Origin of the sequence: Polynucleobacter aenigmaticus, assembly GCF_002206635.1 — a bacterium.
In the GTDB taxonomy this organism is placed as follows: domain Bacteria; phylum Pseudomonadota; class Gammaproteobacteria; order Burkholderiales; family Burkholderiaceae; genus Polynucleobacter; species Polynucleobacter aenigmaticus.
Genome location: NZ_NGUO01000010.1, coordinates 19,670 through 41,680 on the forward strand (window position 1 = coordinate 19,670; position 22,011 = coordinate 41,680).

General features: G+C 44.5%; 29 protein-coding genes. 18 read left to right on the forward strand and 11 right to left on the reverse strand.

Translation table 11 applies throughout. The features are described 5' to 3' along the window. From CBI30_RS06710 to mnmH, 4 genes are all read left to right on the forward strand, one after another. Entirely contained in the window at window positions 1-432 is a 432-nt protein-coding gene (locus tag CBI30_RS06710) for a DUF6691 family protein (protein WP_169711259.1), read from the forward strand. A gap of 61 nt (window positions 433-493) precedes the next feature. Then, window positions 494-838 (forward strand): protein tyrosine phosphatase family protein, encoded by a 345-nt coding sequence (locus CBI30_RS06715; protein WP_088527546.1) that lies wholly within the window; start codon window positions 494-496, stop codon window positions 836-838. An 18-nt stretch (window positions 839-856) separates the two neighbouring features. After that, window positions 857-1,276, forward strand: coding sequence for an acyl-CoA thioesterase (locus CBI30_RS06720; RefSeq protein ID WP_088527547.1), 420 nt, complete (start codon window positions 857-859; stop codon window positions 1,274-1,276). Window positions 1,277-1,284: 8 nt separating this feature from the next. After that, window positions 1,285-2,358 (forward strand): tRNA 2-selenouridine(34) synthase MnmH, encoded by a 1,074-nt coding sequence (gene mnmH / locus CBI30_RS06725; RefSeq protein WP_088527548.1) that lies wholly within the window; start codon window positions 1,285-1,287, stop codon window positions 2,356-2,358. Here the strand turns inward: mnmH and CBI30_RS06730 are convergent. Continuing rightward, window positions 2,355-3,533, reverse strand: coding sequence for an acyl-CoA dehydrogenase (locus CBI30_RS06730; RefSeq protein WP_088527549.1), 1,179 nt, complete (start codon window positions 3,531-3,533; stop codon window positions 2,355-2,357). The genes mnmH and CBI30_RS06730 overlap by 4 nt on opposite strands. Window positions 3,534-3,630: 97 nt before the next feature. On the opposite strand from CBI30_RS06730, the gene CBI30_RS06735 reads away from it, so the two are divergent. Continuing rightward, complete coding sequence (locus CBI30_RS06735) at window positions 3,631-4,341, forward strand: queuosine precursor transporter (protein ID WP_088527550.1); 711 nt, start codon at window positions 3,631-3,633, stop codon at window positions 4,339-4,341. Between the two features lie 103 nt (window positions 4,342-4,444). Then, a complete protein-coding gene (locus tag CBI30_RS06740) occupies window positions 4,445-6,052 on the forward strand; it encodes an ABC-F family ATPase (protein ID WP_088527551.1) in 1,608 nt (535 codons plus the stop codon). Here CBI30_RS06740 and CBI30_RS06745 read toward each other — a convergent pair. The 8 genes from CBI30_RS06745 to CBI30_RS06780 form a co-directional block, all read right to left on the reverse strand. After that, complete coding sequence (locus CBI30_RS06745; protein WP_206075595.1) at window positions 6,049-6,306, reverse strand: DUF1289 domain-containing protein; 258 nt, start codon at window positions 6,304-6,306, stop codon at window positions 6,049-6,051. The genes CBI30_RS06740 and CBI30_RS06745 overlap by 4 nt on opposite strands. After that, a complete protein-coding gene (locus tag CBI30_RS06750) occupies window positions 6,303-7,475 on the reverse strand; it encodes a GNAT family N-acetyltransferase (RefSeq protein WP_088527552.1) in 1,173 nt (390 codons plus the stop codon). Before CBI30_RS06750 ends, CBI30_RS06745 begins: the two co-directional genes overlap by 4 nt. Window positions 7,476-7,491: 16 nt before the next feature. Beyond that, window positions 7,492-7,878, reverse strand: coding sequence for a lactoylglutathione lyase (gene gloA, locus CBI30_RS06755; protein WP_088527553.1), 387 nt, complete (start codon window positions 7,876-7,878; stop codon window positions 7,492-7,494). 90 nt (window positions 7,879-7,968) lie between these two features. Continuing rightward, window positions 7,969-8,763, reverse strand: coding sequence for a peptidylprolyl isomerase (locus tag CBI30_RS06760; protein WP_088527554.1), 795 nt, complete (start codon window positions 8,761-8,763; stop codon window positions 7,969-7,971). A 46-nt stretch (window positions 8,764-8,809) separates the two neighbouring features. Beyond that, the gene (locus tag CBI30_RS06765) at window positions 8,810-9,100 is read right to left on the reverse strand and encodes a BolA family protein (protein ID WP_088527555.1); all 291 of its coding nucleotides are present in this window, start codon (window positions 9,098-9,100) and stop codon (window positions 8,810-8,812) included. Continuing rightward, window positions 9,097-9,645, reverse strand: a complete 549-nt coding sequence (locus CBI30_RS06770; protein ID WP_088527556.1) for a septation protein A — start codon at window positions 9,643-9,645, stop codon at window positions 9,097-9,099. The genes CBI30_RS06765 and CBI30_RS06770 overlap by 4 nt, the downstream gene beginning before the upstream one ends. A gap of 26 nt (window positions 9,646-9,671) precedes the next feature. Further along, on the reverse strand, window positions 9,672-10,085 hold the full coding sequence (gene msrB / locus CBI30_RS06775) for a peptide-methionine (R)-S-oxide reductase MsrB (RefSeq protein ID WP_088527557.1): 414 nt from the start codon (window positions 10,083-10,085) through the stop codon (window positions 9,672-9,674). Window positions 10,086-10,099: 14 nt separating this feature from the next. Continuing rightward, entirely contained in the window at window positions 10,100-11,566 is a 1,467-nt protein-coding gene (locus CBI30_RS06780) for a protein adenylyltransferase SelO (protein WP_088527558.1), read from the reverse strand. Window positions 11,567-11,621: 55 nt separating this feature from the next. On the opposite strand from CBI30_RS06780, the gene CBI30_RS06785 reads away from it, so the two are divergent. Beyond that, window positions 11,622-12,104, forward strand: coding sequence for a PaaI family thioesterase (locus tag CBI30_RS06785; RefSeq protein WP_088527559.1), 483 nt, complete (start codon window positions 11,622-11,624; stop codon window positions 12,102-12,104). A 4-nt stretch (window positions 12,105-12,108) separates the two neighbouring features. Here the strand turns inward: CBI30_RS06785 and CBI30_RS06790 are convergent, their stop codons facing one another. Together CBI30_RS06790 and ygfZ are read right to left on the reverse strand one after the other, a co-directional pair. Beyond that, window positions 12,109-12,966, reverse strand: a complete 858-nt coding sequence (locus CBI30_RS06790; RefSeq protein ID WP_088527560.1) for an NRDE family protein — start codon at window positions 12,964-12,966, stop codon at window positions 12,109-12,111. Window positions 12,967-12,993: 27 nt separating this feature from the next. Beyond that, the gene (gene ygfZ, locus CBI30_RS06795) at window positions 12,994-14,001 is read right to left on the reverse strand and encodes a CAF17-like 4Fe-4S cluster assembly/insertion protein YgfZ (RefSeq protein ID WP_088527561.1); all 1,008 of its coding nucleotides are present in this window, start codon (window positions 13,999-14,001) and stop codon (window positions 12,994-12,996) included. A 19-nt stretch (window positions 14,002-14,020) separates the two neighbouring features. Between ygfZ and mltG the strand changes: the two genes are divergently transcribed. From mltG to CBI30_RS06855, 11 genes are all read left to right on the forward strand, one after another. Beyond that, window positions 14,021-15,097, forward strand: coding sequence for an endolytic transglycosylase MltG (gene mltG, locus CBI30_RS06800; protein ID WP_169711260.1), 1,077 nt, complete (start codon window positions 14,021-14,023; stop codon window positions 15,095-15,097). A gap of 5 nt (window positions 15,098-15,102) precedes the next feature. Beyond that, window positions 15,103-15,741, forward strand: a complete 639-nt coding sequence (tmk, locus tag CBI30_RS06805; protein WP_088527653.1) for a dTMP kinase — start codon at window positions 15,103-15,105, stop codon at window positions 15,739-15,741. Beyond that, entirely contained in the window at window positions 15,742-16,143 is a 402-nt protein-coding gene (locus tag CBI30_RS11370; protein WP_276207146.1) for a hypothetical protein, read from the forward strand. It begins immediately after the preceding gene. After that, window positions 16,097-16,891 carry a DNA polymerase III subunit delta' gene (locus CBI30_RS06810; protein WP_276207147.1) on the forward strand — a complete coding sequence of 265 codons (795 nt, stop codon included), beginning with the start codon at window positions 16,097-16,099 and terminating at the stop codon, window positions 16,889-16,891. The genes CBI30_RS11370 and CBI30_RS06810 overlap by 47 nt, the downstream gene beginning before the upstream one ends. A gap of 909 nt (window positions 16,892-17,800) precedes the next feature. After that, on the forward strand, window positions 17,801-17,986 hold the full coding sequence (locus tag CBI30_RS06825) for a hypothetical protein (protein WP_088527565.1): 186 nt from the start codon (window positions 17,801-17,803) through the stop codon (window positions 17,984-17,986). A gap of 20 nt (window positions 17,987-18,006) precedes the next feature. Continuing rightward, window positions 18,007-18,333 carry a hypothetical protein gene (locus CBI30_RS06830; protein WP_088527566.1) on the forward strand — a complete coding sequence of 109 codons (327 nt, stop codon included), beginning with the start codon at window positions 18,007-18,009 and terminating at the stop codon, window positions 18,331-18,333. Window positions 18,334-18,858: 525 nt separating this feature from the next. Further along, window positions 18,859-19,089, forward strand: a complete 231-nt coding sequence (locus tag CBI30_RS06835) for a hypothetical protein (RefSeq protein ID WP_088527567.1) — start codon at window positions 18,859-18,861, stop codon at window positions 19,087-19,089. Continuing rightward, window positions 19,089-19,487: a PIN domain-containing protein gene (locus CBI30_RS06840; protein ID WP_088527568.1), complete on the forward strand. Its 399-nt coding sequence runs from the start codon at window positions 19,089-19,091 to the stop codon at window positions 19,485-19,487. Before CBI30_RS06835 ends, CBI30_RS06840 begins: the two co-directional genes overlap by 1 nt. Window positions 19,488-19,886: 399 nt before the next feature. Continuing rightward, window positions 19,887-20,675, forward strand: coding sequence for a TatD family hydrolase (locus CBI30_RS06845; RefSeq protein ID WP_088527569.1), 789 nt, complete (start codon window positions 19,887-19,889; stop codon window positions 20,673-20,675). Next, on the forward strand, window positions 20,672-21,373 hold the full coding sequence (locus CBI30_RS06850; protein WP_088527570.1) for an ankyrin repeat domain-containing protein: 702 nt from the start codon (window positions 20,672-20,674) through the stop codon (window positions 21,371-21,373). Before CBI30_RS06845 ends, CBI30_RS06850 begins: the two co-directional genes overlap by 4 nt. An 83-nt stretch (window positions 21,374-21,456) precedes the next feature. Further along, the gene (locus CBI30_RS06855; RefSeq protein ID WP_206075597.1) at window positions 21,457-21,996 is read left to right on the forward strand and encodes an ion channel; all 540 of its coding nucleotides are present in this window, start codon (window positions 21,457-21,459) and stop codon (window positions 21,994-21,996) included. Window positions 21,997-22,011 lie beyond the last annotated feature (15 nt).

A 22,011-nucleotide genomic window follows, 5' to 3' on the forward strand; every position in this document is an offset into this window, starting at 1 on the left:
ATGAGAAGACATTTCAATTTATACAGCCAGTATTTTATTGGCGTGCTTTTTGGTTTTGGCCTGATTATTTCTGGCATGAGTAATCCTCAAAAAATTCTTAATTTCCTCGATATCACAGGCAATTGGGATCCCTCCTTAATGTTTGTGATGGGCGGTGCAGTAGTTGTCGGCTTGGCTGGTTTCTACTTAGCCTCAAAACGTACCGAAGCTTTTTTTGGTGGTGCGCTTCACATACCAAGTAGAAGGGATATTTCCCAGCCACTGGTGATAGGTAGCCTCATCTTTGGAGCTGGTTGGGGTATTGCTGGGCTCTGTCCAGGGCCAGCCATCGTTGCCCTTGGTGCAGGTCACATGAAAGCGCTAGTCTTTGTTCTGGCAATGCTTGTCGGTATGGCCCTATGCAATCGGTTCGTTAGGGGTCATAAGCAGTAAGTCTGATTTAGAATCCAAGTTGTTAACTATTAAATAATTATTCAATTTTTTTGAGGTTTAGATGAGTCTTCCTATTTCTTGCCATACCAATCAATTTGGCACGCTAGGTCAGATTGACCCTAGCCATTTAGCTGAAATTGCAAAACAAGGTTACAAGAGTGTGATCAATAATCGCCCTGACTTTGAGGGTGGCCCCAATCAACCAAGTAATGCTGAGATTCAGGCACAAGCAGAAGCGCTTGGATTGAGCTATGCCTATTTACCGGTTATCCCTGGTGCATTTACTCAAGATCAAGTTGTGGAGATGGCTCGTTTACTGAAAACTTTGCCAGGTCCCATCTTGGCATTTTGTCGCTCAGGTGCACGATCTACCAATCTCTATCAAATGGCTTTGCAAGTTCGTTGATCTCTCAAGAATGTTTTGATGCGTATTGAAATACCAATTGAGAAAAAGTTTGTTCATGAAATGAACATGCCGATTCGTTGGGGCGACATGGATGCTTATGGCCATGTCAACAACACGGTGTACTTTCGTTATATGGAGCAGGCCAGGGTAGAGTGGATTACTTCGCTCGGATATAGCGTTACACCTGGTGCCGAGTCCATGCTCATGATTAATGGGTTTTGTAATTTTCATCAACAACTTGCTTACCCAGGTGAGCTGATTTTAAAAACCTATATTGGAACTATTGGTCGTTCCAGTATTGATGTCTATACAACCATGGCACTGACAGATGATCCAGAGGTCATGGCCGCTGTTGGTGGTGCCACGATGGTTTGGGTTGACTTAAAGTCTGGTAAATCCACTCCCTGGCCAGATCATATACTTAGTAAGTTGCGCTAGGATTTTGCTTGCAAACTATTAATCCTCATATTCTCAGTATCGAGAAGCTGTCTTCAACTCTTCATGAATTTGATGCAATTATTGACGTTCGTTCTCCTGCGGAGTTCGCCTTAGACCATATCCCTGGCGCTATCAATCTTCCTGTTTTAAACAATGAAGAGCGTATTGAGATTGGCACGCTTTATAAGCAAGTTTCCCCATTTGCTGCCAAGAAATTAGGCGCCGCTTATGTTTCCAGAAATATTGCCTATCATTTAGAAAATTCTCTCATCGATTTTCCAAGGGAGTGGCGCCCGCTAATTTACTGTTGGCGTGGTGGAGAGCGTAGCGGAGCCTTTACACATATCCTCAATCGCATTGGCTGGAAAGCGATGCAATTAGAAAATGGTTATCAAGGATTTAGGCGCATTGTGATCGATGGCCTCGAGCAAGCTGCTAAAGAATTTTCTTTTCAGGTCATTGCTGGGATGACTGGTAGCGGTAAGACTCGTATTCTGCAAGAGATTGGTGTGCTTGGTGAGCAGATCCTGGATCTTGAGGGTTTAGCGATTCATCGTGGCTCGGTGTTGGGCAATGAGCCCAATATTGAGCAGCCTTCGCAAAAAGGCTTTGAAACGAATTTATGGAATGCCTTTAACTCGCTGGATTCCACCAAGATTGTCTTTGTCGAATCTGAAAGTAAAAAGGTGGGAGGATTACATATCCCCGACGCTTTGATGGAGCGCATTCGCAATGGTCAATGTATCGAGTTGCGCTCTAGCACCAAGACTCGAGTGTCCTGGCTACTGCGTGAGTATCAACACTTCTTGTCGAATCCCGAAAGTTTTAAAGAAAAGCTTAGCTTGCTGACATCACGCTATGGCAAAGTTCAAATTGAAAAATGGCACGAATCCATTGATCAGGGAGACTTTGGAGCTCTGGTAGAGGAGTTGCTGGTACTGCATTACGACCCTTCTTACCAATCCTCAATTGTTCGTAATTTCCCAAGCTATCGCGAGGATCATTATGTCGAGCTTCAAGATGATGGTGATGAAGCCTTTGCGTTAGCAGCAAAGGACCTCATCAGCAAATCCAAGATTTAACTAAACGCTTGAATACCAGTTTGTGCACGACCTAAAATGAGGGCATGAATATCATGCGTACCTTCATAGGTGTTAACGACTTCGAGATTGAGCATGTGACGTATAACGCCATACTCATCTGAAATACCATTGCCACCATGCATATCTCTCGCTAAGCGAGCTACATCTAAAGACTTACCGCAAGAATTACGCTTCATCATGGAGGTAATTTCAGGAGCAGCAATGCCTTCATCTTTCATGCGACCCAAACGCAAGCAACCCTGCAATGCCATCGTGATCTCGGTTTGCATATCAGCCAATTTTTTCTGAATAAGTTGATTTGCTGCCAGTGGTCGGTCAAATTGCTTGCGATCCATGGTGTATTGACGGGCGGCATGCCAACACCATTCAGCGGCGCCGAGAGTTCCCCAAGCAATGCCATATCGTGCCGAGTTCAAGCAAGTAAATGGGCCTTTAAGACCGGTGATTTCTGGGAATTCATTTTCAGCGGGTACAAAGACTTCATCCATTACGATTTCGCCGGTAATAGAGGCTCTTAAACCCATCTTGCCGCTGATCTTGGGGGCAGATAAGCCCTTCATGCCTTTTTCAAGGATGAAGCCTCTAATCAGGCCTTCGTCATTTTTAGCCCATACGACAAATACATCCGCAATCGGGGAGTTCGAAATCCACATCTTCGAACCAGACAAAGAAAAGCCACCTGGAACTTTTTTGGCTCTAGTAATCATGCCGCCAGCATCTGAGCCGTAGTTAGGTTCAGTTAATCCAAAGCAGCCAATCCATTCCCCGGTAGCTAACTTAGGAAGGTATTTTTGTTTTTGAGCTTCGCTACCAAATTCATTGATGGGAACCATCACTAAAGAGGATTGAACACTCATCATCGACCGGTAGCCAGAGTCAACGCGCTCAATCTCGCGCGCGATTAATCCGTAGGAAACGTAATTGAGATTTGCGCCGCCATATTGCTCTGGAATGGTAATGCCCAATAAACCTAATTCACCCATTTCGCGGAAGATAGCTGGATCTGTAGTTTCATTTCGAAATGCATCATGAATGCGCGGCATCAGTCGCCCTTGAGCGTATTCAGCGGCCGCATCGCGAATCATGCGTTCTTCTTCGGTCAATTGCTTGTCCAAGAGTAGGGGGTCTGCCCAATTAAAACTAGCTTTACTCATTGCTTTTGGTAATCCTGTCTAGGTTGTTCATTTGCACTCTGTGAATTTCCAGAAATGTAGATATTCTTGTTTCTATTATCCATTTTTTACAAGATCCATGGACTCATCAAGAAGACACCACCGTTATTACGACTTGATATTGGCTGCCTTTGTCGTAGTCTTGTTGTGCTCTAACTTTATTGGGGCTGGTAAGGCTGCTGAGCTTGAACTTCCGGTTTTTGGGAAAGTAATTTTTGGGGCTGGGATCCTATTTTTCCCTATTTCATACTTTTTTGGCGACATTCTGACTGAGGTCTATGGCTACGCCTATGACCGAAGGGCTGTTTGGGCGGGTTTTGCAGCGCTTGCCTTTGCTGCCATCATGGCTCAAATCGTGATTGCATTGCCGGTTGCCCCTGGATCTTATATGGCCAATTATCAGCAGGGGATAGAGACTGTATTTGGGAACTCTTGGCGCATCGCGCTGGCCTCGATGATTGCCTTTTGGAGCGGTAGTTTTGTAAATAGTTATACGCTTGCCAAAATGAAGATTTTGACCCGTGGCCGATTTCTTTGGATGAGAACTATCGGATCTACCGCTACCGGAGAGTTAATCGACTCCTCATTGTTCTATATGCTGGCTTTTTACGGCCTTTGGCCATTGAATGAGGTTCTTGCCGTGGCTGCCTCTCAGTATTTGCTGAAAACGGCCTGGGAGGTTCTAGCAACCCCTTTAACCTACTGGGTAGTTGGTTTCCTAAAGCGGAAGGAAAACCAAGATCACTATGATATTCACACTAATTTCAGTCCATTTAAGCTAAAAGTCTAGTTCCAAGGGCTTTTTCGGCTGCGAACCGTTAAAATATTGTTCTTTGATGCAAAACCTGCATCAGCACCCAAGAATTTGAATATCAGAAAGTAAGAACCCATCCGTGTTGTCAGCATCCAATATCACTATGCAGTTTGGGGCAAAACCCCTATTTGAAAATATTTCCGTTAAATTTGGCGGCGGTAATCGCTACGGCTTGATTGGCGCCAATGGTTGCGGCAAGTCGACTTTCATGAAGATTTTGGGTGGCGAGTTAGAGCCCACCAGCGGTAACGTCAGCCTAGACCCTGGTATTCGTTTGGGTAAATTACGCCAAGACCAATTTGCTTACGAAGATCAGCGTGTACTCGATGTTGTGATGATGGGTCATGAAGAAATGTGGAAGGCAGCTGCAGAGCGCGATGCTATCTACGCTAATCCAGATGCTAACGATGAAGACTATATGCGCGCTGCTGAGCTCGAGGGCAGTTATGCCGAGTACGGTGGCTACACAGCAGAAGCTAAAGCAGGGGAGTTGTTATTGGGAATTGGTATTCCAATTGAGCAACACGATGGCCCAATGAGTAATGTTGCTCCTGGTTGGAAATTGCGTGTGCTCTTAGCGCAGGCCTTGTTCTCCGATCCCGATGTCCTACTCTTAGATGAGCCAACCAATAACTTAGATATTCATTCGATTCATTGGCTTGAAGATATTCTGAATGAAATCAAAAGTACGATCGTGATCATTTCCCATGATCGCCACTTCTTAAATGAAGTGTGTACACATATGGCCGATATGGACTTTGGCACACTTAAAGTGTATCCAGGTAACTATGACTCCTACATGCTCGCTTCCGTGCAGGCTCGCGCTCAACAGTTAAGCTCGAACGATAAGGCCAAGGAAAAGATTGCTGAATTACAAGCCTTCGTTAGTCGCTTTTCTGCCAACGCTTCTAAGGCGCGCCAAGCAACATCACGTCAAAAGCAGTTGGAGAAGATTGAGATCACCGAGATTAAGCCTTCCTCACGTCAAAATCCATTTATTCGTTTTGATTCAGAGAAGAAGTTGCACAACATGGCAGTAGAGTGCAACGCGCTTACTAAATCCTATGACCGCACCATCTTTAAGAACTTCAAGATCAGTATTCGTGCGGGCGAGAAAGTCGCCATCATTGGGCAAAACGGCGCTGGTAAAACGACATTGCTAAAGACCATTCTAAGCAAACGCTTCGACGGTATTGCCGCTGATAGTGGTGATGTGAAGTGGGCTGAGAACGCTAACGTTGGTGTTATGCCACAGGACAACACCGAACTGTTCGCCAAAGATGAAACCCTGATGGATTGGATGAATGACTGGCGCAATACCGGTGATGACGATCAAGTGATTCGCGGTACTTTAGGGCGCTTATTGTTCTCTGGTGATGACATCGGAAAATCAGTTAAAGTGCTTTCCGGTGGCGAGAAGGGTCGCATGATCTGGGGTAAGTTGATGCTCCAGAAGTACAACGTTCTTGCCATGGATGAGCCAACCAATCACATGGACATGGAATCGATTGAGAGTTTGCAAATCGCTCTTGAGAAATACGAAGGTACTTTAATTTTTGTTTCTCACGATCGTGAGTTTGTTTCTGCTTTGGCGAATCGCATCCTAGAAGTGAAGATGGATGGAACGATTGCTGATTACTCTGGTACTTACGAAGAGTATTTACGTAGCCAAGCTTTAGCTGGTTAATTGCTTTCTTTGGCTTGACGCTGGAAGCGCATTGCAGTGCCATCTGCTCGAATGCGTTTCCAGACTGAATCTTTTTCTTCTTGACTGAAAAATACCCAGTTACTGACCTCATTTAAGGTGCGGCCACAGCCCTGACAGATTTCATCATAAAGGGTGGTGCATACGCCAATACATGGGGAATCCGAGGCGTCATCGCCAACCGCTAAAGAATTAGCTCCATCTTGATTTAGGGGTTTATTGCCTGAATAAGTCATGACCGTACTTTAGTCGATTTCAGCGGAATGTGTTGCTCAAGCTCATCAACATAAGCTGCCATGCCCTCGTGTTCACGCTCTAAAAAGCGCTTAACCGCATTAGAAAATCCAGGGTCAGCAATCCAGTGAGCTGACTGGATAGTCGTGGGTAAGAATCCTCGAGCCATCTTATGCTCGCCTTGTGCGCCACCCTCAAATGTCTGGATGCCTTCTTTAATACAGTATTCAATAGCCTGGTAATAAGCCAATTCAAAATGCAAGCAAGGGAGATATTCAATGGCACCCCAATAGCGTCCATATGCCTTTGATGTGAATCGATCAATGACTAGTAGCGATGAGGCAATCGGCCTCTTATCACTGCACGCAATTATCAGATGAAAATTTTCTGGCATTGATTGCCCTAATAATTGAATGCATTCTTCCGTTAAGTAGGGACTTGAATGATGCTCGATGTAGGTGTTTTCATAGCAGCGGTAAAAGAATGACCAATCCTCTGATGTTGCATCAGCACCAGCAATATGGCGATAACTCAGTTGATTGCTTGCCACTTCAGCGCGTTCTCGTCGAATATTCTTTCGACGCTTCATGGTTAAGGCAGTAAGAAAGTGCTCAAAATCTTGATACCCCTGATTTTGCCAATGGAACTGTACAGAGTCGCGCAGCATGAAACCTTGCTTTTTGAGCTCCGTTAATTCCCCGTTCTCTGGAAATAGGACGTGCGCTGATGAAAGATTGTTTTGAGTCACGAGCGTTTTCAAACCAGCTACCAAGATTTCCTGCGCCACTGCTTTATCGGCCTTGCTAGATACCAGTAACCTAGGGCCGCGCACTGGGGTAAAAGGGATGGCAGAGAGTGCCTTTGGGTAATACGCTAGATTGTTTTGTTCGTATGCCTGCGCCCATGCCCAATCAAAGACAAACTCCCCATAAGAATGTTGCTTGAGGTAGAGGGGCATAGCTCCAATGAGTTCTGACTGGATATTCTCAACCAGCAGGTGCGCAACTTGCCAGCCTGTATTTCCACCAACGCAGCCAGTTTTCTCTAGTGTATTGAGAAACGCATATTTTAGAAAAGGACCTGCATCTGGGGTTAAGAGATCTTCCCAGCTTCTTTCATCAATCTCTGAAATGCTTTGGATAACTCTCAGTTGGTAAGCGTCTTGATTCAAAGGGGTGTTAAATACATCAATCTTGAATTAATTCAATTTTGTAGCCATCAGGATCTGTGACAAATGCAATGACAGTATCTCCGCCCATTACTGGTCCGGCTTCACGAGTGACATTTCCGCCTGCGGCTGTAATTTTTTCACAAGTGGCATAAGCATCTGAAACGCTAATCGCGATATGACCATAGGCATCGCCCATTTGATAGCTCTCAACGCCATGGTTGTATGTCAGTTCAATTTCGGATTGACCGTCTAGATTCCCGCGACCGAAACCTACAAAGGCAAGGGAATATTTCTGTTCAGGGCGCTCGGTAGTGCGAAGCAAGTTCATTCCAAGAACTTTGGTATAAAAATCAACGGAGCGAGTCATATTGCCGACTCGGAGCATAGTGTGAAGGATCATCATGCGTTTGAATATAAAGCTAATTTTAGATTCTTGTTGGACAAGAAAAAACCCAGGTGGTTAGCCTGGGTTTAAGGAGGGGTGTAGTCGGGCTTATTGGATCTTAGCCTTAGCACGCAACTTTTGCATGAGTTCAGAGAACTTTGCTTTCTGCCAATTTTGATCGGCAGTGATCATCTGCTTAAGTTGATCTTTGATTTCTTCCATGCTCGGTGCCTTCACATCACGAACGTCATCTAGTTTGATAACGTGCCAGCCATATTGTGTCTTTACTGGTTTATCAGTGATCTGACCTTTTTTTAATTGAACCATGGCTTTTGAAAACTCTGGAACTAGTGCTTTATCGCTAACCCAGCCAAGATCGCCACCGTTTGGGGCAGAACCAGGGTCCTTGGATTTTTCTTTGGCAATTTGCTCAAAGTTGCCGCCGGCTTTAATTTGCGCAGTAATCGCTTTGGCATCCGCTTCTTTTTCTACTAGGATGTGCTCAACGTGATATTCCTTGCCAGTGTATTGACTCTTTACTTGCTCGTAGGCAACCTTCAACTCAGCTTCAGCAACACCTTCTTTTTCTACGTAGTCTTCAAATACAGCGGCAATCAAGATACCCATTTTGGATTGCTCTAGTTGCTCGCGTACAGACTCTTTCTGAGTTACGCCGCGGTTATTGGCTTCTTGCAAGATCAGTTCACGAGTCACCAGCATTTCTCTAGCTTGCTCTCTTACCTGAGGATTATCTGGTTGGTTGGATTTTTGAACCAATTTATCCAGCTGTGCTTTAGGTATTGCCTTGCCATTCACAATGGCGGCATTTTGTGCGCAAACTGCTGATGAGAGGAATAAGGCGCTTAAAGCGCTGATAGTCAAAATTTGGCGTGTGGTCAACATAGGATACGAAACAAGAAAGTGGATTAAGAGTGAATGTTAAAGCAAGCTAGGCTAGATTGGTGCTTTCACTAGGTGTGAATGCCAGAATGGTGAGGGCGTGGATTTCAGTGGGAAAGTGCTTATTTAGGGCTGCATAGATAGCTCTATGACGGGCTACCTTGCTCAATCCCTCAAATTCTGGGGCAATGATCGTGAGCTTAAAGTGCCCGCCGCCACTAGCGGCGCCAGCGTGCCCTGCATGAAGATGGCTTTCATCTTCAATAATCAAATGTTTTACCCTGAATGCCGACCTTAAATCAGCATCAAAAAGTGCAATGCGTTCTTGATTAATGCTCATTCTGCTGGATGCTCCATATGGCGAGTTAACCAAACGCCCTGCAGAATCACGAAAATCACCAATAAGCCGGTACTGCCAAATAACTTGAAGTTCACCCAAATCTCTTCCGAGTATTCAAAGGCAATATAGAGATTTAGCACCCCCATAAAAAAGAAGAAGGTCGCCCAAGCCATATTAACTTGATGCCAAACGGATTTAGCGCTGTGCTCCTTAAGCGTGATCTGTTTCCCCATCAGAACCTGGATCCAGTTTTTCTTAAAAAATTGAGCGCTGACAAATAGGGCGCCTGAAAATAACCAATAGAGGGCTGTCGGCTTTAGCTGAATAAATGTTTTGTCATGTAGAAAAATTGTCAGACTACCAAATACGAGGATCATGACCAGACTTACCCATTGCATGGCATCGATCTTGCGATGACGGTAATACACCCAGAGAATTTGTCCAATAGTGGCAACCATGGCTACGATGGTTGCGGTGTAGATATCACCAAATTTAAAGGCGATAAAAAATAGAATGATGGGGAATAGGTCGAATAAGAATTTCATGGGGTGATTATCCAGCTATTTCTAAATTACTTTACTTTAGTGGATGAGGCGTTCTCAGAAGGTTCGAAATTGAGGGATGCAGAGTTAATGCAGTAGCGCAGACCAGTGGGCTGTGGCCCATCATCAAAGACGTGGCCTAAATGGGCGTCGCATTTAGTGCAGCGGACTTCAGTGCGAACCATTCCATGTGTGGCATCCCGGATTTCAGTAATCACCTGATCATCATTTGGACTGTTATAGCTTGGCCAGCCGCATCCAGCATCAAACTTGGTACTGGATTGAAATAGCGGGGTACCACAACAAACGCAGCTATAACGACCATCCCCCCAGTGATCCCAATATTCACCGGAAAATGGTCTTTCAGTCGCGGCTTCTCGAGTTACTCGATATTGAATGTCGCTTAATGCGTCTTTATATTCTTGATCAGTTTTTTTTGTCATAGTCGTGAATGAATTTAAGAGGAACAGCTAACAGCAATTTTTTGCATCATCAGTGGTGGTGGATGTGAATAGGCTTCAAATCCTTCTTGCTCATCGAAAGGATTGCTCAATATCTTGAATAAGGTCGTTACCTCGGAAAAATCATCCTGCTGAGCCTTTTCAATTGCGGATTGTGCCAAGTGATTTCTAAGAATGTATTTTGGATTAATGCGATTCATTAGATCTCTTCTAGAGTCATCGCTGATGATCTCTGACTGAAGTCTATTAATGTAATTAGTAAACCAATGGTCAATATTCTGTCGATCAATAAAATCATTTCTTTGCAATATGTCTGATGGCAAAGTATCTTTTTTAATCCTACTAAGACTGCGAAAGAAGTTTGTGTAATCAATTTTTGAGTCATGCATTGCCTGCAAAAGACGCTCAATTAATTGAATATCGTCTTCCCGTTCTAATTGCAGCCCCAATTTAGATCTAAATAAGTGCTGCCACTCCTTAGCGTAGACCAGTGGAAAATCCTCCATGGCGGTACGTAAGAGGCTTTGGGATTCCTCGCTCGAGTGATCTAGCTCAAGCAGGGGTAGCATTGCACTAGCAAGGCAAGCCATATTCCAGTGCATCACTTGTGGCTGTCGATGATAGGCATAGCGGCCACCTTGGTCACTGTGATTACAAATATGATCAATCTCAAACTGGTCTAAAAATCCAAATGGACCGTAGTCAATAGTAAGGCCTAGAGCGCTAATATTGTCACTATTGAGAACGCCGTGACAGAATCCGACTGATTGCCATTGAGCCACTAATTTGGCATTGCGAGCAGATATTGCTTTAAACAAACTTAAGTAGGGATCTGGGTCAATAGTGCATTCTGGGTAAAAGCGGGCGATCAGGAGATCAGCCAATTCCTTTAAGCGCGCAATATTTTGCGTGGATGCAAAATGCTCAAAATGGCCAATACGAATAAAGCTTGGGGCAGTGCGAGAGCAGACGGCTGCCGTTTCCAGGGTTTCTCGCCTAATAGCTTGCTTTGAGCCTACAACTGCGAGAGCGCGGCTTGTGGGTATGCCTAGTGCATGCATTGCCTCGCTGCATAAAAACTCACGGATTGATGATCGCAAGACTGCTCTGCCATCACCCATTCTGGAGTAAAGCGTCTTTCCCGCACCTTTTAATTGGATTTCTAGATCATTGATATCGCCCAGCAAGATGGCGCGTCCATCACCCAGTTGGCCAGCCCACACACCAAATTGGTGGCCACTATAGGCAGTAGAAATAGGAGTGGAAAAATCCACTGAACCTACCTCTAGTTGGTTGCCTGCTAGTACCTCTAGCCAGTCACCGTTCTTTGGCAAACCATCTTCACCTATTTCAATCTTGATTAGATGGGCTACAGCAGGAGAAAATGCAACCCAATAAGGATTGGGTATCGGGGTAGGTGTGGTGGGTTGGCAGGCATCATCGCCACGGAGTGTGAAAGGCATATTTTGTATTCTATGGGTAATTCCCATCTGTCGCAGAAGCCTCTAGAATGACCCTATGACAAATAAAGTACAACTGAATGCGGCAACTCAGCTTGCCAATCTAGGCGAGGAACTCAATGTTCCTTTTTTAAAGCTACTTGGGGTGCGTTGTATCAGTGCTGAAATGGGCAAGGGCGAAATCCTTTTGGCCTTAAAACCAGAACATACCAATACCTGGGATGTAGCTCATGGTGGAGTCTTATTAACGCTGATGGATGTAGCGATGGCAGTTGCTGCGCGGTCTGGGGATCCTGGCGATCGTAGTGTTGTCACCATTGAGATGAAGAATAACTTTATGCAAGCGGCCAATGGTATCTTGCGCGTTAAAGCCGATACCGTTCGTCGCACTGCCACCATGGCCTTTTGTGAAGCCAAGCTTTACAACGATCAAGGTGAAGTCTGCTGCATGGCAACAGGTACATTTCAATTTTTGAAGCGCTTAGCAACCAAAAACGCCGATGGCGAACGTGTTGTAAACGAAGACCGGCGTCAGTTATAAAAGCTTAGACGGATAAGTTGGATCCTGGTGCAGTAGTCAGCGCACCGGTGATGACGTCATGACCCACCGTGCCATTGGCATCAAACCGTCTTTCCACCATCTCAAACTGGCCATCCTTGCGCACACGCAAAATCGTACTGGAGCGCGTTCCATACGCAGGAGTTTTAATAAATGCCGCCGACAATGCCTTTTCCCAATCCTTGTTCACTCCTGTATTAGGCAGCTCTTGCGGGCTAGCCTCATGGGTATCTGCCAAAACACGTAAATAGTGATCCGAGTTTTTAAGTTGGCCGCTATCCATTGCTAAGGTCTGAGCAAATGCCGCAACACGATGGTTGACTTTAGGCCATGGAGTATCAAGCATTGCATTCGATAAACCGTAAACACCAGGCGCTAATGCTTGCTCTGGAAAAACTTTTCTTGGACGAATGGTTTGCCCCATCATGAGGCGATTGCTGACCCAATGCATTTGCGCATTTTCTGGATCACTCAGATCTGCCATTAAGAGGTTAAATCCGTTGTATTGCCCAAACTGTTTGGCATTTTCTTGAATATAAGCATGTGGTTTATGTTGGCCAGTGAGGTAACGCAAGCTAAGCTCCCCACGGGTTCTCGCATCTGGATTCTTTTCGCTCGGTGATCTGACGTTGGTTAGCGCAGCAAAGCGCCCCGTTTTAGTAAAGCCAAGCCAAGTACCCGGACTGCCTAAAACATCTGCTCGATCTTTTCCTGCTAATACATGGGGGTGCTCTGACCACCACCCCATAGGCTCGGTATCACGTTCATAAAATTCATCTCGATTCGCAGCAACTACTAAAGGGTAGTCTGGGTGTGATTTCCAGGCAAAGAGAATGAGGCACATAGGAAAATGAATTTCGAAGTGGTGTGATTAAATTTCTAACAAAGGGTAGGGTAGTGAGTCTATTTTTAACACAGGGCCATCACTCTTACCCAAATGAATTTCTCCCGCCTCTAGGGCATCAAGTTTGCACTCTACTTGAAAGTCGATGTGATCTAAATTGCTTGGATTGGGTGCAGAAAGCACAACCATGCCGCAGGGCTGGGTTGCATCACCCTCATGAAACAATTCCACACCAGGTTTGGCTAGATCTAAGGCTAAGATGCTCGATGCGGTGTGGGCAAGCTGAAGTCTGCGCTTGACTACTCCACGATATTGACTGCGAGCAACAATTTCTTGCCCTGGGTAACAACCTTTTTTAAAATCTACCCCTAAAACCGATTCAAAGTTAATCATCTGAGGAACAAATTGTTCTTGCGTAGCCAAAACAATGCGAGGAATTGCACTTAACACTTCTAAAGAATTCCACCGGGCTAGCTCAGCCTGACCCGCTATTGATTCAATGGATTCAGATTTCTTTTGAGCAATCAGCATGCGCTGAAATGATGTATCGCCAATCAAGACATCCGGCATACGTAATGCGAGTGAATCATTAGGCGCGTTCAATGTGTCTTGCTCTTGATCGGCCTCGTATACCCCAAAAACATCCCAATCATTGGAGACGTCGACCACTTTTACTTTGGAGCGCAATACATACATCGATAATCGTTTCGCTATGCTGGCAGCAATATCTTTTGAAATAAAGAGCGCAAAGCGGTCCTCTGCATCAGTCGATTCTGGAAACAGGCCTAGCCAAGCGCTTGCCAAAAGACGGCCTTTAGGGCTGCAATAGCCAGCCAGGCGAACTGCATCTGATCCATGCGCGATCTGACCTAAACCAGTGCGCTTCATACTCAAAACAGAATTACTTAGTTGATTTTGGAGGAGGGTGGCAGCGTCTGGGCCTTCTACCAAGATTAATCCCCAGTGAGAAAGCAGGGTAAATCCATCTTTCTGATGGGTATTGGGCATAGTGGAGTTTTTTGGGCTGAGCGTCATGAGCTTTTATCATAGCCCCATGAGCAGAAAATTTCAGAAGAGAACTCTCTTTGTAAAGCAATCGAACGGTCGGTCTTGGAGAACCTACGCCATCTATTTACTGGCTTTCTTCGTCTTTTTATATGGCGCAATCTTTTTATTGCCCGTAGTGCCAGGGACATCCAACACTGTAGAGGCTAACGTCTATAAAGTAAAAATAGCGCCTCAATCCGGCCTTACTGCGATTTCGCAACAATTATCAGACCAAGGTATTACTTCAAATACTTTGACCTTTCAGCTTGCCGCAAGAGCGCTTTTTGTTGGCGCAAAACTCAAGCCAGGGACCTATTTACTTGCCCCCCGAGCCAGTTTAGGCAATATCTTGCTACAAATTGCCCGTGGCGATCGGGTCAGGGAAAGTATTGCCATCATCCCGGGTATGACTATCTGGCAGATGAGGGCTTTAATTGATTCTCACCCAGCATTGATACATCAAACCAAAGGAATGAGCTCCAAAGAGCTATTGCAAGCTTTGAGTCTTTCATACCCCAGTGATGAAGGTCTTTTTTATCCAGATACTTATATTTTTGACCCCGACGACTCTGATCTTTCTATATTTAGACGTGCTTCTCAAGCGATGCAAAAGCAACTGAGTTCAGCTTGGGCGCAAAAGGAGGTAGCTGCACCCTTGAAAACCCCCTATGAGCTCCTCATTTTGGCCTCAATAGTCGAGAAGGAGACGGGGCGCAATAGTGACCGATCTTTGGTTGCGGCGGTATTTGTTAATCGCCTCAATATTAATATGCCCTTGCAGACAGATCCAACGGTGATTTATGGCATTGGCCCCAGATTTGATGGAAATCTCCGAAAAACAGACCTTCGCAAAGACAGTCCCTACAATACTTATATGCACAAAGGTTTGCCACCAACTCCGATAGCAATGCCCAGTAGAGAGTCACTCTTGGCGGTGGTTCGTCCAGCAAAAAGTGATGCTGTTTATTTCGTGGCACGTGGCGATGGAAGTAGTCATTTTTCTAAAACCTTAAAAGAGCATGAAAACGCAGTTGATCAGTTTCAGCGTAAACGTAGCGCCCCACCTAAAACGAATTCACAGTAATGTTTATGACAGCTCAATTTCCAGGATATTTCATTAGTTTTGAGGGTATTGATGGTGCCGGCAAGAGCACGCATATTGAATCATTTGCCAAGTTAATGAAAGATCGCAATCCCGATCGCGATGTAGTCATGACCAGGGAGCCTGGTGGCACTCAGTTGGGTGAGCAATTACGCGCTTTATTGCTTGATGCCCCCATGAATCTAGAAACCGAAGCATTGTTAATGTTTGCAGCGCGTCGCGAACACATTGCGCAAGTGATAGAGCCAGCATTGATGGCCGGCAAGATTGTTATTTCGGATCGGTTTACGGATGCTAGTTTTGCTTATCAAGGTGGTGGACGTGGCTTGAGTCTTGAAAAATTAAATGCATTAGAAAAATGGGTTCAAGGGCGTGAGGATGGCTCTATATTGCAACCCCAGCTTACTTTTTTATTTGATTTACCTGGCTCGGTCGCGCAGGCTAGAAGATCAAAGGTCCGTGCACCTGATAAATTTGAGAAAATGGATCTAGACTTCTTTGAAAAAGTGCGTCAAGAGTATTTGCGTAGAGCAAAGGCCGATCCTAGGCGCTTTCATTTGGTGGATGCAACCCAAACCCCTGATGTAATTTGGAATGAACTTCAGGCTTTGGAGATTAAGCTGTAAATGAGTGATCAGATGTTTCCGAATGAGGCCGTAAAGAAAATAGCACCTTGGCTACAACCCATTTGGGATGGCATCAATTTATCCGTGTTTCCTAGTGCTGTTTTGCTTCATGGCCAATCTGGAATCGGTAAATTTGAATTCTCCATTGAGTTGGCTAAAGCGCTTTTATGCGAAGCTTTGGCATCTGCAACTAAGCCTTGCAATCAGTGTGAGGCTTGCCGATGGTTTGATTCTGGCAATCACCCAGACTTTATTGCGCTCGTACCTGAAACGCATCGGAAGTTCTTGCCTCATGGCGATTTTGATGCTGAGGCCGACTCACCTAAAAAATCAAAGGCCAGCCAGTCCGATAACGATGGTGATACTCCGGAAAAAAAAAGAAAAGAAAAGTATTTCCATTGAAGATGCTCGTAGCGCAATTGAAGGACTTTCCATTGGCTCACATCGCGGCGGTAATCGCGTAATTTTAGTTTATCCGCTAGAGATGCTGAGGGCTGATTCAGCCAATACCTTACTCAAGTCTCTGGAAGAACCGCCAAAAAATACCATTTTCATTTTGCTGGCTGATCGCCTTGATCGCGTATTGCCAACTATTCGATCCCGCTGTCGCCTGCTATCCGCACCAAGGCCTGATCGCGCGACTGGATTACAGTGGTTACGCAATCAATTGAATCATGTGTCTGGATTAAAAATTGCCGATGCTGATGTAGAGACTATTTACGATGAACAGGGTGGGGCGCCCTATGCGGTTTTAGATTCGCTCATAGCCCGCCACAATAAAGATGAAAAGGATGAGCTCACTATTGCCATCCAAGCCTCAAGATATTTATTACAAGCGATGTCACAGGGTGCTCGAATCAATTGGCTAGATACTGCTGATAAGACACAAAAAGCGCGCTATTCGGTTTTGTTAGCAACTATGCAACGTTGGGTCTCCGATTTGCAAAGTTGCGCGCAAATGGGAAATCCCCGGTATTACCCAAAACATGAGGCCGCCATCAAGACTTTGGCCCAACAAGCGCGCCTACCTAAGTTACTGCATTTCTGGAAATCCCTAATTCAAGCCCGGCGCCATGAAAATCACCCCCTGGCTACCCGCATTCAATTGGAGGCGCTGCTTTCTCAATACCAACAGGTATTTGAAGATTGAAAATGTAAATTCATTTTTTATCACCAGCGGTAGTAATCGCTCCTGACACCGATGCATCTGGAGCAACCATGATGGAGCCTACACCTGAAGCGGGGGTCATTACTGGCAGAACTTCTTGAGGCGAAGCTCACTTTCGTAGACTCTGCTGAAACTGGCAATCAATCAAGGGTAATACACAATCCCAGCACAACCTTATGTAAAGCATCATTTCTATCTTCTAGAGCGTGCGTTCTAGATTCAGACTATCAAAACTGTGCCGGTTATTCATGGGGAATAAAAAGGGGGCTTTAAAAACATATTTTTCCCATTTGACCTAGAATGTCCAAGACATAAATTAAAAAACAAACGTGAACTTATTAATGAGAAATTTGGGTCATCAAATCTTGGCTACTGTTATTTGGACGGGCAATTTGCTAACCATTTTTGGCTGCCTCTCTCTTTTATTGGGGCTGGCGGGTGTTTTTAATTTAGAGGTTTTTGCCTATGGCTTGTCCTCAGGCATCAGAATCGTAGGCTCTCTTGCAATTGCAGGGTGCCTACTCAGTGCAATTAGTTATGGTGTTTTAGATTTCAGTAAAAAATAGTGCTTTAAAACTAGGGGAATATTAAATGTTCAAGCGATCTGATTTTTTTATTATTTTGGCAGTGATGATTTCTTTTGTAATCTCAGCTTATTTATGGTTTGTCCAAAAAGATGCCCAGCAGGCTATTTTCACAGCAATTTGGATTCCAGCCATTTTCACTTTCGGAATTTACTTTAAGTTATGCGCATTAATGGGGGCTAAAAAATGAATTCAGATCAAATTCTAATTCCGGCAATGTTGGTTTTTGGGTTGCTAATTATCGGCCTTGTCTTAACTGTCCTGGAATTTAAACGGCTAGGTAAAAAGGAAGACAAATAGGTCGACCATGAAACTGACCGTCTTTCGCTACAAAGTCTGGGATCATCAAGATGATAATCAGACTCAAATACCTCCTTATTACGCTGTTCGTGAATATATTGAGCAGTTAGAGGGGGCATCTGTCATTGAAGATGATTATTTGGAGGTAGATGAGTCAGACCTTGATGTTTATGGAAGATTATCTGCCAATTAGATTTAAAAAAGATGACCTCCATGTCAATATCACGCACAGTATTGCTGTTTACTTTTTTGTTATCCATATCCAACCAGTCTTTTGCTCAGGCAATTTCTAAAGCCTATCAAAAGAATTGTGTAATCGAACAAGTGTCTGAGCATCAGGGCGTTAAAGGCAAAGCCTTTGCCGAGGAGGACTTTACAGCCTACTGTTATTGCCATGCTGAATTCATCTCTAAAAATGCCTCTAATCGCCAAGTTAATGAATTGCTGATGAATCCAAAGGCAAAGCCTGGATGGCTAAAGGCCTTAGAGTTAAAAGCAATGAAGGCTTGTATTTCTCTTGACTCTAAATTAAGTACATAGAAATTCTAAATACTTGTCCTCGTGAGCATCGCTTATATCGACGTTCGACCAGTAGTGATTTGGACTTACGCGCCATCTTTTGAGGGCAAGAATGTATTCAAAAGCGCGGTGGCGGAACCAAACTACCGATATAGGGCTTTCAATTCCTTTTGCTTACGCAGTTTGTAGTGTGTTGCATCGATCAGTTGAATTCAAGTCTAAAAGCAGCCCCTCGCTCATGAAATAAAGCCTAGTTCCTTTAGTTTTCTCTAGTTGCATATTCCAGTCAAAATCGTCACCCATTCCAGTGGAAAGTGGCCTAGTGATCCCGGTAGGGGGGGGGGGCAGGGATGATGATTCTATTTCCGTTATAACTATTGCGTGAGGGATTGGATTGGGAGTATTTGCTGTCAATTTGCATCAAAAAGGGATCTCGTGCGCTTATCTTTGCTAGAAACTCATTCTGCCAGCATGCATTGACATTTAACTGCATTTCCCATACGGTTCACACATGGCACATATAGCACATATACGGAGGGCTAAATCATGTCACAGTTACACTTTTACGTACCAGATCACATAGAAGCGCAAATACGCATTAAAGCCAAGCGAGCCAATTTGACGCTTTCTAAATATCTAGCGGGGCTAGTTAAGCGCGAAACAGGTGCACAAAACCAATGGCCGGCAGGTTATTTTGAGCTGTTTGATGCTTGGCAAGGTGCGCCACAAACAAGGCCCGTGCAATTGGCTCTCGAAACAAGGCCGGACTTTAATTGATGTATCTTCTAGATACGAATGCTTGCATTGGGCTATGGCAGCGTAAAAACCTCACTGTACGCAATCATTTTGCAAGGCATAGCCCCGAAGACATCGCGCTCTGTAGCGTAGTAAAGGCAGAACTTTTATTTGTCGCCCTGCGTAGTGAACAAAAAGAAAGCAACCTGCAATTACTACAAAAGCTATTTGTCCCCTTGCATAGTTTTGATTTTGACGATGAAGCCGCCGAACATTATGCGCAGATTCGCGCAGATCTTACAGCCCAAGGTAATGTAATTGGCACAAATGATTTAATCATTGCCGCAATCGCACGCGCTAATAATGCAATACTAATTACCCATAACATCGGTGAATTTGGCAGGGTGCAGGGCTTGCTAATTGAAGATTGGGAAGTTTAATGTGACGACCCCTACTGGGATCGCTGGGCTACTTTCCACTGGAATGGGCGCCAACTTTGGAATGGAATAGGTGGCAACTTTCACTGGAATACACACTAGTGCGTGAAAGTTTGACGGGGGAGGCCCAAGCAGTCGAAGGCCTTTGTAGGCTTTATATCCTTGATCCCGTGGCCATACATACCAAATAAATACTCATGGGCTGTTTTCATAAGAACACTATAAAATACCCTCAAATTAACTATTAAATTATTCGCGAATTATTAAAAAATATAGCCAATAAAATATTCCCCAAATCGGTGCAATTTGTAGGGGAAATAAGGGTATATTTAGGTTTATAAATGTATTTTAAGTCGATGATTTATATAGATAATAACCATTAAAATAAAGCGTTAAAACCCCTTGTTTATAGACTCGCATTGCCATCTTGATTTCCCTGAATTCCAATCCCGTTTACCCGAGGTTTTGGCGAACATGGCCGCCTGCAAGGTGAGTCATGCTCTTTGCGTATCGGTAGATATTCCAGGCTTTCCAAAAGTCCGTAAATTAGCCGAAGATCATGCTCATTTATTTGCCTCGGTTGGCGTTCATCCAGATTATGAAGATACGCCAGAGCCTAGCTTTGATTTTTTGGTTGAGGAAGCCAAACACCCAAAGGTCATCGCTATCGGCGAAACAGGTCTTGATTACTACCGTATGGGCGATCGTAGCTATGAGTCCATGGAGTGGCAAAGGGAGCGTTTTAGGACCCATATACGAGCCTCAATTGCCTCTAAAAAGCCCTTAATCATTCATACCCGCTCATCTTCCGAAGATACCCTCAGAATTCTCAAGGAGGAGGGTGCTGATCGTATTGGTGGGGTGATGCACTGTTTTACAGAAACCACTGAAGTGGCCAAGGCTGCAATGGATATGGGTTTTTTCATCTCGTTCTCAGGGATCGTAACCTTTAAGAGCGCAAAGGACTTGCAGGAAACTTGTAAGCAAGTGCCTTTAGAGCGGATGCTGATCGAAACGGATTCTCCCTATTTGGCGCCCATTCCGTATCGCGGTAAAACCAATGAGCCAGCCTGGGTCTCTAAAGTTGGCGAATATATCGCTGATTTGAAGGGTGTTTCTGTTGAACAGTTAGCTGAGCAGACTTCCAGTAATTTTTTCAAATGTTTTCAGATAGATAGAGTAATTTCATGAGAATTTTATTTAAATTAAAGCAGACTTTAAGTATATCTTTTGTATGCGTTTCTAGCCTTGTATTAGCCCAAACCCCAGATCAAGTTGCAGACTTTACTAAGGCAGCCAAGTTTGATGATGTTTCTGAGGTTAAATCATTGATTCAAGCTGGTGTCAGCCCGAATACATTGGATCCCAAGGGAAATCCAATGTTGATCGTTGCCATTCGAGATAAATCCCTTCAGGTCGCTGATTTACTCCTTGCTAATAAGGCTATTAACGTTAATTTAATGAATAAAAGTGGTGAAAACCCCCTCATGATGGCTTCTATTGAGGGTGAATTGCCATTGGTTGAGACTCTAGTGCTTAAAAACAAGGCTGAGGTCAATAAGTCTGGCTGGACACCATTACATTACGCTTGCACAACGGGCAAATTAAGTGTCGCTGAGTTCTTGATTGCTAAAGGTGCCAAAGTGAATGCATTGAGCCCAAGCGAAACAACGCCTTTAATGATGGCAGTCGGTTCTGGTAATGATCTCCTGATTAAGCTCCTGCTCGATAACGGCGCAGATTTACGTATGCGCAACCATGAGGGTTATTCAGCCATTGATGTGGCTGCATTATTCAGTAAAGATGATATTCGCGAGGGCTTGATGTCACGTTGGCAGAAGCTTTATAAAGAGCCTTATCCAGGCGGCCCGAGGAAACTTCCTTCTTAAGTTAGATATATACCATCTGCGTATAATCATTATTATGTCAAACAAGAAATTAATCTAAGCTTACAGCACCTTTCTCAGGCCCCATGTCCATATTTGATCGTTTAGTAAGCCTACTTGGCATTCAGAATCTACCTAGTTTTAGTACGATGTTCTCCGAGATTAATGCAGATATGGGCAATGGCGAGATCTGGTTTGTTCTGTTATTAGCTTGTTTGATGCTGACGTTTCATGGCATTGCAGTGCTGGCGATCGCTGGTGCATTTCACTGGTTTGATAGGAAGCTCGAAAATAAGCGGGTTTATGGGGCTAATTTCCTGTCCTATTTCATTGCGATTCTGTTGATTATCGCCACTCATTTAACTGAAATCGTGGCTTGGTCTTATGTCTGCGTTGCTTATCAGGTATTGCCTACCAATCCACAGACTTTTTATTTTGCGGGCGAAATGTACACCACGGTTGGCTTCGGAGACTACAACTTGTCGGAGCGCTGGAGAATCCTCCCCATCATCATCTCCTTCTCAGGAATCTTTGCTGTTTCGATGTCTGGTGCAGCCCTGTATTCAATGATGGGCGCTTTGCTGGGACGATCAAGCCAAAATCCCAAGTCAGGGTCAGGCTTTTAGGCTTTCTATTTGGGA